Raw genomic sequence first — 13924 nt, forward strand, 5'->3', positions numbered from 1 at the left:
ATGGATCAGTATAAGAAGAATAAACAGAAAAGTATCATATGCTGGGTGTTCGCTTTTGCATTGGCGATTTTTTACCTCATCGTATCATTTATGCCATTCATATTCATGGTACTGAACTCCTTTAAGGAGAAATTCGAGATGCTCACGAAGGGCGTGTTCAACCTTCCGGATTCTCTGAATTTTGCCAATTATACGGAGGTTCTGACAGGCGGTTTTTCCAAATATTTTATGAACAGTGTGATCGTACTGACGATTTCGCTGCTGCTGCTTTTATTTATCGCGGCGTGCGCGTCCTATCCGCTGGCAAGATTCAAATTCAAGCTGGCGAATCCCATCTATGCAGGGATCGTAGCCTGTATGTCCATCCCGGTACATATTACGCTGATCCCGGTATTCAAGATGAGCAGGGCAACGGGGCTTTATGATAGTATCTGGGCTTTGATCGGACCATATATCGCATTTGCAGTGCCGATCTCCGTCTTCATCCTCACCAGCTTCATGAAGGAGATCCCAAGGGAGATCGAGGAGTCTGCGGAGATCGACGGATGCGGGAAGATCCAGATGTTCTTCTCGGTCATCCTCCCGCTTGCGAAGCCTGGTCTTGCGACGCTTGCAATCTATAACGGTGTAAATATGTGGAATGAGTTCTCTTTCGCATACACCTTGACACAATCATCAGAAAATCGTACACTACCATTGGCAATCTGGGAATTCCAGGGGCAGTATTCTATGAATACGCCGATGATCATGGCGGTGCTGACACTGACGCTTTTGCCGATGATCGTCATGTTTATCATATTCCAGGATAAGCTGGTCAAAGGTATGACGGCAGGTGCGGTAAAGGGTTAAGAGTAAAAAAGAGCATCATGTGGCACATGGCGCTCTTTTTATACTGAGCGGCAGATTTCATCGGTCGTGAGTATCAATACTATTTATGAGGAAAATATATGGAGAGATGGAAAGAGCGAATCAGCAGATGGAAGTTTGACAGGAAGATGCAGGTACTTATCATCGTATCTATTACTCTCACAACGCTGCTTGTCATGATCGTATCTACGGTATCTTCCGTCACTTCGCTTAAGGCAAAATCAATTGAACTTCTGCAGGATAAGAATGCTTCGCTGGCAGAGAATTACCAGAGTATGCTTGAGGAATATAAGACCTTAAGCATTGCGCTGGTCATAGACCAGTCTGTACAGAGTTATCTGGAGTGTGATAATAAGCAGACGCTTCAGTATGCCATGACTGCCTCAGAGGTGAATAATGTCCTCTCAAGCAGCCTGAATATGACATCGGAGATGAATTTTGTCGCGGTTATCAGCTATCAGATGGAGGATTATCTGTACAGGGGGAAATTGCCGCTTGCGGCTTCGGAGTTCTATCAGGTATATGAGAAGGATCTGGAAGGCTGCAAGAACGGGCAGAGCAGTACGCTGAAGGTGGGATTCTCCAATGCGTATTTTAAAGGCAGTCAGTTTACAGTGAATGTGTATTTTCCGATCTACAGTGTGGAGAGACTCCTGGAGGAGAAAGGGCTTCTGTGCCTGAATTTCTCGAATCCCATTCTCGACCAGATCGTCAATGGGGATGAAGCGGGACAGAGGACGGAGATCGTGGACACGGACGGGATGTCCGTGGCGATGAGGGATAGAGAGAAGATCGGTACAAAAGTGGATTATGCGGACTGCCTGACCGGAGTGAAGGGGAATTTCTATCAGAAGGGCAGGCTCTATATCTATCAGAAGGTACCGGGATGGAACTATTACATTATCAGCAGTATCGCGTCCATGGAATTGTACCGTCCAAGTCTCCATACCATCAGTATTATGGTGTGGATCCTGCTGATCCTGATCCTGATCAGCTATATGATCGTCAAGAAGGTGATACAGAAGGTCTACCGCCCGTTAGACCGGGTGGTGAAGAAGATGGATGACGTTGCGGCAGGGTCGCTGATGGTAAGGCTTGATGCAGAGCATATGGGAGAAGACTTTGCGAAGCTTGCCACAGGTTTTAATTCGCTGATGGAGGAGATCGTGGTGCTGATGGAGCAAGTCAAGCAGGAGCAGCATCAGATGGAGCAGATTCGGTTTAATTCGCTGCAGTCCCAGATACAGCCTCATTTCCTGTATAATACATTGGATTGTATCCATTGGCAGGCAGTTGCCGACGGAAATGAAGAGATCTCTACGCTGGTGAAGGCGTTGGCCAGGTATTATAGGATCTGCCTGAGCAAGGGGCATGATATCATACCTCTGGAGATGGAGATCGAGCATGTGAGGAATTACCTGATCATCCAGAATATGAGGTACGATCATATCATAGGAAGTGATATCAGTATGAATGAGGGCTGCAAAGGGGCGATGATTCCCAAATTGACACTGCAGCCGTTGGTGGAGAATTCGATCTATCACGGCATCAAGGTGAAGCAGGGGAAAGAAGGAAGCATCTCGCTTCGCGCAGTGCGCCAGGGTGAGATCGTGAAGCTGATCCTTGCCGATACGGGATCGGGTATGGACCAGGAGCAGATTGATGAGATGAATCAGCAGTTATCGGAGTATGACGAGACCTTCGGATACGGGGTAAGGAATGTGAATAAGAGGATCGAACTCCTCTACGGAACAGGTTATGGTCTGCATTATCTGAAGAATCCTTCCGGAGGCGTTACGGTGGAGATACGGATTCCTTATGTGATGGAGGTGCAGGAGGAAATGATGCAGGGAGCGATGATCAATGTATAGGGTACTGATTGTAGACGACGAGAAAATGATACGGATGGGTATCAGGAAGGTGATACAGTGGGAGAAGCTTGGAGTGGAGCAGGTATTCACGGCGGCATCGGCAAGGGAAGCGCTTCAGATCTTAGAGGAACAGGGACCGCAGATCATGATAACGGATATCCAGATGTCGGAGATGTCGGGGCTTGAACTGATCGAAGAAGCAAGAAAACGGCAGCCGGAGCTTAGAGTGCTTGTACTGACAGGGTATGACAGCTTTGAATACGCCAGACAGAGCCTTCGTCTCAAGGTGCAGGATTTCTTCCTGAAACCGGTGGATGAGACGGATCTGTCTGATGCGATAGAGGGGCAGATCCGTTTCCTGGAGCACAAGAAGGCAGAGGCCAAGAGTTCCCTTCTTGTGCAGCGGACAAGAGGCCTGACGGAACAGATACGGCTGGAGGCTCAGATGCGTGATCTTGTACACCGCAGGGGCGACAGCCGGCAGCTTCTTGAGCGAATGCATGATTATTACGGCCTGGACCGGTTCTATGGTTTTCAGGTCGTGCTGATCATTCCGCCGCTCTGTATGGCGAACCAGTCTTCGGAGAATAATTTTCAGGAGATGTCCATGAAGAATATCTGTATCAGCATTGTGGACGCGCAGGCGGAAGGAGTTACATTCATTGATGACGACGGCGCGCTTGTGGCCGTGTATTTCCTGGGAGAGGAAGAGGAATCCGTACCGGAGAAGAGCAGGGAGCTTGCAGATATCCTGCAGGATGAGTTCGACTGCAAGCCTAAGATGGTAATCGGAAGTGTTGTGGAATGCCTGGATAATCTGTATATATCCTACCATGACGCGAGACATCTTCTGGATACAGAGAAGGAAGGGCTTCAGGATATTGTACAGCTCTTAGGAGAGCAGAATAAGAACAATATTTTTCAGGACATTTACACGGAACTTAAGGGAATGATGTGCAGCAATATCGGGAATACGGAGTATGTCCTAAAGGCCTTCCGGACATTTACCAAGGCGGCGGAATCATATAACCTGTCCCGGCAGACGGTGCGGAGACTGTGTTTTGAGCTGGCTTCGTCCATATATTTCTCTTATCTTGGTGAAGCCGGCGAGACGGAGGCCGGGAAGCTGGATGCATTGTCGAAGAGCCTAAGATCCGCATCCAGGGAAGAGGCCTGCGCGGTGACGGAGATGTTCTTAAGCCAGATGCTTGGAAGCCAGGAGGAGAACGTGCATGATATTGTCGCGAAGGCGAAGTACTACATAGCCGAGCATCTGACAGAGGAGCTTACGGTGTCGAATATTGCCGTATCCCTCTATATCACGCCTAACTATTTCTCGCGATTGTTTAAACGGGTGACGAAGGAAGGGTGCAATGAGTATATTGTGAGGAAACGGATTGAGAAGGCGAAGTCGCTGCTTGACACGACCAGCCTTAAGATCGGGGAGATTGCTATGATGGTGGGGTATCGGGATACCAATTACTTCTCCCTGGCGTTCAAAAAGCATACGGGGAAATCGCCTACGAAGTATCGGGAGGAGATACAGGGAGTCAGCGAGACGTTGTCATTGTGACAGCAAGGAGTGCAGCCGCAGGCGGGGAAGGGGTTCTATTCCCAGGCTAAAGCAGGCGGCAGGCAGAGTGTGATAGATTAAGGATTAAGAAAAGGAGTTGCGGATATGGGAAATTACAGAAAAGAAAGAGCAGAAGCAAGAAAGAAAGCAAAGGAACTGGTATCAAAGATGACACTGATGGAGAAGGCTGCGCAGCTTAGGTACGACGCGGCGCCGGTGTCAAGGCTTGGTGTTCCGACATACAACTACTGGAACGAGGCGCTGCACGGTGTCGCAAGGGCGGGTGTCGCAACCATGTTCCCCCAGGCCATCGGAATGGCGGCAGCCTTCGATGAGGATGCTATGGAGAGGGTGGGAGATATCATCGCCACTGAAGGGAGAGCCAAGTATAATGAATATTCGAAGCATGATGACAGGGATATCTACAAAGGCCTGACCTTCTGGTCGCCGAATGTGAACATCTTCCGTGATCCGCGCTGGGGAAGGGGACACGAGACTTACGGTGAGGATCCGTATCTGACTTCAAGGCTCGGCGTCAGATTCGTAGAGGGGATCCAGGGCGGCGGCCCCGTGATGAAGGCGGCGGCATGCGCCAAGCATTATGCTGTCCACAGCGGGCCGGAGGCGATCCGCCATGAATTTGATGCCGAGGTCAGCATGAAGGATATGTGGGAGACTTATCTTCCGGCTTTTGAGGCGTTGGTGAAGGAAGCGGATGTGGAGGCTGTAATGGGCGCCTATAACCGGACCAACGGAGAGCCGTGCTGCGGCCATAAGTACCTGATGGAGGAAGTCTTAAGAGGAAAATGGGAGTTTGACGGGCATTATACTTCTGACTGCTGGGCGATCAAGGATTTCCATGAGAATCATCAGGTGACGAAGAATGCCAGAGAGTCGGCGGCGCTTGCGTTAAAATGCGGCTGCGACGTGAACTGCGGCAATACCTACCTTCATCTGTTAGGCGCTGTGGAGGACGGATTGATCACGGAAGAGGATATCACCGTTGCGGCGGAGAGACTTCTGACATCCAGATTCCTTATGGGATTATTCGACGGAAGTGAGTATGACGATATTCCGTATGAAGCGGTAGAATGCAGGGAGCATCTTGAGGAAGCCCTTAATATGGCGAGAAAGGGGAGCGTGCTTCTTAAGAATGACGGGGCGCTTCCGCTTGACAAGTCTAAGCTTAAGACGATCGGCGTCGTGGGACCGAATGCGGACAGCAGGGCGGCTTTGATTGGTAATTATCATGGGACGGCTTCCCGCTATATCACAGTTCTGGAGGGAATCCAGGATGAAGTGGGCGACGATGTACGTGTGTTGTTCTCAGAGGGCTGTCATCTGGAGAAGGACCGTGTGGAGAATCTTGCGTGGAGCCAGGACAGGATCTCGGAAGCGGTGATCACGGCAGAGCACAGTGATGTGGTGATCATATGCGTGGGACTGGATGAGACGCTGGAGGGCGAAGAAGGAGATGCCGGAAACAGCGATGCATCCGGCGATAAGAAGGATCTGCATCTGCCCAAGGTACAGGAAGAGCTGATCGAGGAGGTAACGGCGGTAGGGAAGCCGACCATCGTTGTCCTCATGGCGGGAAGCGCGATCGATCTGAACTACGCCGAAGAACATTGCAACGCGGTTCTGATGGCATGGTATCCGGGGGCAAGAGGCGGAAGAGCGGTAGCAGATATCCTCTTTGGAAATGTATCGCCGTCAGGCAAGCTGCCGGTCACATTCTATAAAGGTCTTGAAGACCTGCCGGAATTCACGGATTATTCCATGAAGAACCGTACTTACCGTTATATGGAGCAGGAGGCGCTGTATCCCTTTGGTTATGGTCTTACTTACGGGGATGCTGAGGTGAAGGAAGCGAAGGTATCAGGCGAGGTGACGAAGGAGTCGGATATCCGGGTAGAAGTATTTCTTAAGAATGAGGGAGATACGGATACGGATGAGGTGGTACAGATCTATATCAAAGATCTGGATTCTAAGCTTGCCGTGCCGAATTATAATCTGTGCGCATTCAAACGTATTTCCTTGAAGGCAGGGGAAGAGAAGAAGGTGGAGATGACGGTGCCGAACCGGGCCATGAGCGTGGTGGATGAAGAAGGAGAGCGTCACATTGACAGTAAGAACTTCAAACTGTTCGCAGGCTTCTCGCAGCCGGATGAGAGAAGCCGCAGGCTTACAGGGAAAGAGACTGTGGAGATCCCGGTGACGCTTCGTTAATGAGAAGTTGACAGAGAATAGACGGACGTTAGGAAAGGAAAAAGAAGGATGGTAAGACAGACAGGAAGAAGAATTGTTGTATCGGTGATGTGCATGATACTTCTTTTTACAGCCGGATGCTCCGGGAAGAATGAAGCCGGAGGGAATCAGGAGCAGTCCTTGGAAGAAGTCAGGGAAGATGACGCAGGGCAGGAAGAACAGCAGGGCAAAGATTCAGAACCGAAGCAGTTGAAGCAGGCAGAGAAGCCGCAGTTTATCCCCCATGGGATCCGAAGTGTTTCTCTTACGAAGGACGGGGAGGAGTTCCTTCATATATCGAGAGAGCCGGCCGAGTATAAGATGAATTTTGACTATTGGGAAGTCCTGAATCCGTACGATGAGAATGTTACTATGAATACAGAGGTCATGTTCGAGATGTTTGGCGAGCTGTGCGGTCTTGCTTTTGATACGCCTGTCAAGGTTGAGGAAGGAACCGATACGGGGATTGCGGATTCGGATATGGGTTATACGGTGGAATATGTGGACACGGCAGATGATTCAAAGGCGCAGAGTACGGAGGATGCCGATACGGCAGCAGAGGTGATCTTAGGTAACGAAGACGGCAGCGGCGGACGGTATGCGGCTGTTGCGGGCAGTGAAGATCAGGTCTATGTCCTGCCGGAGGAAACTCTTAGGATGGTCTTTGGCCGTGAACCCTTCGATTACATCCTGAAGATCCCGGTTCTGATCTCTGCCGATACGTTAAAGGGCATTGTGATAACGGCAGAGGATCGTCAGTATGAGATTCAGGTGGATACGGCGGCGGACTCCTATAAATTTGGCAGGAAAAAGGTTGACAAGAATGAATTTGCCGCTCTGTACCAGGCAATATCCGGGATCATACTGGATTCTGAGATTGACGGGGAGAGAGACGGTGAGAAGGAGGAGCCCAAGCTTACGGTGGTCTTTGACAGGAACATGGAAGATGCGCCTAAGGTGCAGGTGTCTTATTATTCTTATGATGATGAATTTGATTCTGTGGAGATTGACGGAGAAGAACGGTTCCTGGTTAAGAAGGAAGAGGTAGAGGCGTTGATCGGGCAGATAGAAGAGGCGTTTTAACAGAAGTTTATTGCGGATGTAGAGGGAGAAGGCAGGTACTTTCCGGCAGGCTGTAGGAACAAGGTTCAGGCAGCCTGGCAGGAAAGTACCTGCCTTATTATATTTTAATCCCACCAGAAATACCACACATCCGACTCTTCAAGCCCTGCCGCCAGTTCCGACAGAGTGTAGGTCTCTGTCCCCTGGTTGACCCTGTCAGGACAGAAAGCGTAGTGTTCCTTCGCCGCTTCGAGGCTGTCCTGCCCGTTCAGCTTGAAAGGCGCATAAAATTCTATTATATCCTGGGTAAATACGGCCGGAACCGCCTTATACTTCTCGTACCAATATTTGCAGATGGCGATCATATCTTCTGTGCGGGGACAATCATTCCATCCGCCTGCAGACAGGAAGCCAACGAGTTCCCACGGATTCCTGACAGGGATCTCCAGAAGCACTGTGTCCGTTTCCAGTTTGCTGCTGCGCATATCTACATAGGCGACAAAACGATCAACGACCTCTCCTTCCGTCTCATCTCCAATGAAGTCTTCCATACTTTCATATTCGTAATCTTCAAAGAAAGTATCGAAGCGTTCTTCCAGAATCTCTTTGCCATTGTCGCTGCAGCCGGCTATAACGGAATCCTTGTCAAAACCTTTTTCCTCCATGTATTCGAACTTTCCGGCCGTATACAGGTCAAGCATAAGGATTGCCGGGAAGAATCCATTTTCCGGCCGGTTTCGAAGGAAGTCCGGTATGCTTCATACAATAGTTCAGGGTCAGAACCTTTTTTGAAAACAGTATAATTGCATTGTAAAATTTTTTCTATTTTTTTAATTATTTTAGTCGGCCTCATCCTATACCTCACCTTTCTGCTACAGGAATATATATTTTAAAATAAATAGTACCGCCAGTACATACATTAATATGCTGATCTTTTTCTCCTTAACTTTTCCGGTGAGGAGATTCAGAGCGACATAAGAGATCACGCCCATGGATATACCTTCGGATATGCTGTAGAAGAACGGCATTGCCGCGATACAGATATAGCATGGAAGAGCCTCTGATATATCGCTGAAGTCAATATTGACCACATTGGTCAGCATATAGAAGCCTACTACGATCAACGCCGGCGCCGTCGCAAATGACGGGATCGCAAGGAAGATCGGAGAGAGGAACAGGGCAAGTCCGAAGAGGATAGCCGTTGTTACAGACGTAAGGCCTGTCTTGCCGCCTTCCGTTACACCGGAAGCGCTCTCTACGAAGGTAGTAGTCGTCGTTGTCCCAAGCACCGCGCCTGCAGTTGTGGCAACCGCGTCTGCCAGAAGAGCGCCCTTGATCCTTGGGAGCTTCCCTTCCTTATCCAGCATATCAGCCTTTGACGCCACACCGATCAACGTGCCGATGGTATCGAACATATCAACAAATAAGAACGCGAAGATCACCACGATAAAGTTCAGGGAAAAGATTCCGCCGAACTGAAGCTTGCCAAGGACCGGCATGATACTGGGCACCGACAAACCATTGCTGAAATCCGGCAGAAGGCCGTAGAATCCAAGTTCCGGATTGGGAACGTATAGTCCTGCAAGCTGACAGATGATTCCAAGGATCCATGTGATCAGAATTCCCCATAAGATATTGCCCTTGATGTTCTTGATGACCAGGATTCCCGTGATGGCTACGCCGATGACCGCAAGCAGAACGGTAATCCCCACATCGTTGAAACCGGCCTCTACGCCGTTGGCAAGATTGTATCCGTCTACGGAAAAGAGCTCGACCAGGGTAGCGCCGCTGATCACGATATTGGCATTCTGCAGTCCGATAAATGCGATAAACAGACCGATACCAACGCTGACTGCAGCTTTTAAGTTCAGCGGGATCGCGTTGAAGATCGCCTCACGTACATTCGTCAGGGACAGGATGATGAATATGATACCTTCCACGAATACAGCCGTGAGCGCAACCTGCCACTCGTATCCCATGCCGAGAACCACCGTGTATGCGAAGTATGCATTCAGGCCCATGCCCGGTGCAAGTGCGAAGGGGTAATTCGCCAGAAATGCCATCAGAAGCGTACCGATTAATGATGCCAGCGCCGTCGCCGTGAACACTGCGCCCTGGTCCATACCTGCCACTGCAAGGATGCTTGGATTCACGGCCAGGATATAGGCCATGGTCATGAAGGTTGTGATCCCGGCAAGCACCTCTGTCCGGACATCTGTGTTGTTGTCTTTCAATTTGAAGAGTTTTTCTAACATCTTCGTCCTCCTTTTCTCTCATGTCAAAACTGATAACCAACGAATATATTTTAGCAAAATAGTGTTCTAAAGTAAATGTTTTCTGAATATTTTCTCAAAGTTCCATTTTTTGGTAAAATGCAGTACAATAGAATATATTAAGTGATTGAAAATGCCAAAAAGGAGACCGATTCCCATGAAAAGAAGAAAAAGAATCTATCTGTACATGACTCTTGTCTTACTGTTTCTCTATATCGGGCTGGTGCTGCTATTGTATTCCTTTGAATATCACAGCAGCAGTGCAACGATCCGAACACTTACGGATGCCTTCTGGTATTCGCTGGTCACGCTGACTACGGTGGGTTATGGTGATCTGACTCCGGTAACGCCCTTGGGACATGCGGTGGGAGTCGTGTTTCTCTTAATGTCTGCCGGTCTGTTGGTAACGTTGTTTGGTGCAGTCGTATCCTTTGTCACAAGCGAAGGTCTGCCGCTTTTGATGCTCGGTTTTCAGCGCAGGAAGAACTGGTATTATTTTGCGGATTACGGTGCGGAAGCGAATACTTTGGCCGGAAATATCTGCAAGGAGGATCCGGATTCCGTGATCATTTTCGGAGAGAAGAGGGACGAGCAGATGGAATTCCCGGATTATCCCTGCCTGTTTATCAGCGCCTCTCCTGCCCGAATTGTTGCATGTAAGAAGAACGTTGGTACAAGGTGTAAGATATTTCTTATGAAGGAAAATGATATCGGCGTGAACAGCCGTGCCGTCGATCTGCATAAGCTGCCGGTGGAGGTCTATGCGAGAACAACGAACGGGCAGGATCATCTGTCGGGAAATATTAATTTCTTCCACAGCTATGACTGCTGCGCCAGGCAGTACTGGCGTTCCAGGCCGCTGTGCAGTCATGAGAATATGATCGTGATCATCGGATTCGGCAATTATGGACGATGTATTCTGGAACGGGCGATCCTGACCAATATCATTTCTGTGGATCAGCACGTAGCTTACCATATATTTGGAGATGCGAGAGAATTCCTTGCGATGCATAACCATCTGCATGAGACATTTTCCCTGGGTGAAGAGTCGCAGACAACGGATTCACTGATCTTTCACGAAGAACCCTGGGAGACACATCATAGGCTTCTTAAGCGGGCGGACCGTATTATCATCTGTACGGATGACGAGCCGGAGGGGTGGAGTATCTTCTGGCGGCTCAATAGATACTATATGCTGAACGGATCTATTAATCTTCACAGTAACCGGAAGGCGCCGGGAGTGTCTTATTTCGGAACGAATGAGGAGATATATACCCCGGACCAGATCATGCGGACTACGCTGAACAAAGCGGCCGTTATGATCAATGACATCTTCCGAAGATCGGTTTCTTATCCCACGCTTAGCTGGGAGGATCTGGATGATTTTCACAGGGAATCCAAGATAACGGCTGCGGACCATCTGCTGATGAAGATCCGCATCCTTCTGGAGGATGAAACGATTACGGAATTAACAGCTGATATGGCCGAGAAAGCGTATCGGAGATATTGTGAGACGAAAGCAGATAAAGCCGTGGAGGATATGTACCGGAGAATAGACCATCTGCGTTGGCTCCGGTTCTATACGTTCTATAATTGGAGTTATGGGCCGGTGAGGGACGATGCAGCAAGGCAGCATCCCATGCTCTCTACTTATGCCGGGCTTACCGCGGAGCAGAAGAAAGAGCGGGATGCTGCCTGGGAACTACTGGGCAGTATCTCTGTAATGCTTTAGATAGAAATTATCTAATAGAAATAATGGAACCAGTCAAAGTCCGCGTGATTCTCGCTTTCACTGCCGTTGGAGGATGCATACATTCCCATATAAGCTCCGGTAAATCCGCCGTTTACAGTGGAGCTTAGGAGTGCAGCATCAAGCCCGTCCATGGCGCAGATCATTTCTCGTTCCGAATATCCGTAATAGAAACTGTAGGTAGTCTCGTTGCACTGGGCAGAGAGATAGATGCGTTCTGCGGGTTCCACAGGCAGTTCTCTGAGGATGGAATATGTCCCGGATTCTGTCTTTGCGACACGGAGTATGGTCTGCCCGTTCTTTATAGCCTTGGTAAATATGTAGTTAAAACGGTCGTCCTGGATGAGGACTAATCCGGCTTCTTCCATATGGCTGGCAGGTGTAAATTCCATGGCAGTTTTGGCCTGACAGAGCTTATGCTGCTGCCTGCGGCCGATGAAGGCAGGGGTCGTGATCTCTGAGATTCTGTCTGGACACAGCGTAAGCCGTAGGAATCCTTTGCGCTCTGTGAGTGAGTAAAAAGGCGTTACCGGCGGATGGATGGTATTCCAGATCATTGCCAGGGTATCCGATTCGAAATCGTCATTCGGGTCGGCAAGCGGCACGTAGGCTGCCGGAAGATTTGGAAGGCGTTCTTCACGATTGATCAGTCCAGTCTCATTGGCAAGCCTGAGCCAGCCGTCTTCATCCCAGATCACAGGAGCCATGAAGGTTTCGCGTCCGAGATTATAGTGGAAATGTCCGCAGTTTTCCGTGGTGGATATGGAAGAATCGTTCTGGTACGGACGCACGGCGAGCAGTACCATCCACCATTCGCCGTTCTGTGTCTCCACGATATCCGCATGGCCTGTTACGGAGATATCGGAAAGCGGCGGGAGATGGCGGTGACTGACGATAGGATTCCTTGGACAGATCTCATAAGTCCCGTCAATGGCAGTACACCTTGCCATCATTACGCTGTGGTTTATGAAGGTGCCTCCTTCTGCGACCATCAGATAATAGTATCCGTCCTTTTTGTAAATATGCGGCGCCTCGATCCATTTGCTTCGGGACTTGCTGCCGTCCCATATAATACGGCGTTCCCCCTTGAACTGGAATGTCCCGGGATCCAGTTCACACAGATAGATGCCGTGGTGCCCTTCATAGAGCGCTTCCGGGCAGATATAATTGCCGGCATACCACATGGAACCGTCGTCATCAAAGAAGAGACTGGAATCAATGCCGTCTGCATGTTCTACGAAGACCGGATCGCTCCAGGGACCGACCGGATCCTTGGCTGTGATGATGTAGTTGTCCCTTCTTGCCTCTCTTCCCTCAGATACGAAGGTATTGATGATATAGAAGGTTTCCTCGTGATACCGTATGGTGGGCGCCCATAATCCAAGCGACGTCTCGCAGTTCTTGTAATCGAACTGATCGGGACGTTCGATCCCGTGGCCGATCTGCTCCCAGTGGATCAGATCACGGCTGTGGAATATAGGGAGACCCGGATAATATACGAAAGACGAGGTTACCATGTAATAATCCTCTCCGACTCTGCAGATCGACGGATCTGGATAGAAGCCGGAGAGCAGCGGGTTTTGAAATGTTTGTTTGATCATAGGAAATATCCTCCTTCAATGTGAAATGTATTGTGATTCATGGCTTATGGATCAGTGTCCATATAACGTTTAAAAACTCGGTTCAGGCAGAAAGAGCTAAAGAACGTAACCAGTGCAAATCCGATGAGAATCCAGAACAGCATGGCAAACTTAAGGATCCTAGTGTTGATTCCGAAGCTGACTGCCAGGGGAACTGCGGCGATCAGATATGCCGCGAGCACCCAGGGAAGGTGCGCGATGATCATTGCAAATGCATTCTTGGCAATGTTAAGGAATGTATTCTGGAACGTAGCAGTCAACGGGAACACGAATAAGAAATACAGACTGTATAAAATACCGAGCCCCCAGGTGATCACCGTATATATCTGAAACATAGCTCCTCCGTTTACAGCGGCGGCAATGTATAATACACGGAGCTGAAAGTACAGCAGCAGTTCAATCAGCCAGAAAGCGGTCGCCTGTTTGAAATTCTTTGCAAAGTCCTTAAAATACCCCTGAATGATATAACCTTCTTCGTTGCGGGCCATTTTCAGAGTGATGGAATAGAGGGCGGTGACAGAAGCCCCAATGGTAAGAATCGGAAGACAGGTCAGGATAAATACAAAATTTAATAAGACCAGCTCGGTAAGTCTACTAAGAACCCGGGAAAATCTGCTGTCATAATTCATAAAATCAAACTT

The 13924-nt window shown here is 49.2% G+C and carries 10 protein-coding genes; 6 read left to right on the top strand and 4 right to left on the bottom strand.

Annotation, left to right across the window (positions count from 1 at the left end; genetic code table 11):
- The 5 genes from VSQ62_RS11675 (at window position 1) to VSQ62_RS11695 (ending at window position 7641) form a co-directional block, all read left to right on the top strand.
- Window positions 1-849, top strand: coding sequence for a carbohydrate ABC transporter permease (locus VSQ62_RS11675; protein ID WP_334635092.1), 849 nt, complete (start codon window positions 1-3; stop codon window positions 847-849).
- Window positions 850-947: 98 nt separating this feature from the next.
- Window positions 948-2738 (top strand): sensor histidine kinase, encoded by a 1791-nt coding sequence (locus tag VSQ62_RS11680; RefSeq protein ID WP_334635093.1) that lies wholly within the window; start codon window positions 948-950, stop codon window positions 2736-2738.
- Window positions 2731-4311 carry a response regulator transcription factor gene (locus VSQ62_RS11685; RefSeq protein WP_334635094.1) on the top strand — a complete coding sequence of 527 codons (1581 nt, stop codon included), beginning with the start codon at window positions 2731-2733 and terminating at the stop codon, window positions 4309-4311. Before VSQ62_RS11680 ends, VSQ62_RS11685 begins: the two co-directional genes overlap by 8 nt.
- A 105-nt stretch (window positions 4312-4416) precedes the next feature.
- Window positions 4417-6540: a glycoside hydrolase family 3 C-terminal domain-containing protein gene (locus tag VSQ62_RS11690; RefSeq protein WP_334635095.1), complete on the top strand. Its 2124-nt coding sequence runs from the start codon at window positions 4417-4419 to the stop codon at window positions 6538-6540.
- Between the two features lie 48 nt (window positions 6541-6588).
- Window positions 6589-7641, top strand: coding sequence for a hypothetical protein (locus VSQ62_RS11695; protein ID WP_334635096.1), 1053 nt, complete (start codon window positions 6589-6591; stop codon window positions 7639-7641).
- Window positions 7642-7745: 104 nt separating this feature from the next.
- On the opposite strand, the gene VSQ62_RS11700 is transcribed toward VSQ62_RS11695, so the two are convergent.
- Both VSQ62_RS11700 and VSQ62_RS11705 read right to left on the bottom strand, forming a co-directional pair.
- Entirely contained in the window at window positions 7746-8285 is a 540-nt protein-coding gene (locus VSQ62_RS11700) for a DUF4253 domain-containing protein (protein WP_334635097.1), read from the bottom strand.
- A 207-nt stretch (window positions 8286-8492) separates the two neighbouring features.
- Window positions 8493-9875, bottom strand: a complete 1383-nt coding sequence (locus VSQ62_RS11705) for an NCS2 family permease (RefSeq protein ID WP_334635098.1) — start codon at window positions 9873-9875, stop codon at window positions 8493-8495.
- Window positions 9876-10050: 175 nt separating this feature from the next.
- Here VSQ62_RS11705 and VSQ62_RS11710 point away from each other — a divergent pair, with 175 nt between their 5' ends.
- Window positions 10051-11625 carry an ion channel gene (locus tag VSQ62_RS11710; protein WP_334635099.1) on the top strand — a complete coding sequence of 525 codons (1575 nt, stop codon included), beginning with the start codon at window positions 10051-10053 and terminating at the stop codon, window positions 11623-11625.
- Window positions 11626-11636: 11 nt separating this feature from the next.
- On the opposite strand, the gene VSQ62_RS11715 is transcribed toward VSQ62_RS11710, so the two are convergent.
- Both VSQ62_RS11715 and VSQ62_RS11720 read right to left on the bottom strand, forming a co-directional pair.
- Window positions 11637-13244: a glycoside hydrolase family 43 protein gene (locus tag VSQ62_RS11715; RefSeq protein WP_334635100.1), complete on the bottom strand. Its 1608-nt coding sequence runs from the start codon at window positions 13242-13244 to the stop codon at window positions 11637-11639.
- Between the two features lie 44 nt (window positions 13245-13288).
- Window positions 13289-13912 (bottom strand): YesL family protein, encoded by a 624-nt coding sequence (locus tag VSQ62_RS11720; RefSeq protein WP_334635101.1) that lies wholly within the window; start codon window positions 13910-13912, stop codon window positions 13289-13291.
- Window positions 13913-13924 lie beyond the last annotated feature (12 nt).

Origin of the sequence: Sporofaciens sp. JLR.KK001 (genome assembly GCF_036941055.1) — a bacterium.
GTDB lineage: Bacteria > Bacillota > Clostridia > Lachnospirales > Lachnospiraceae > Sporofaciens.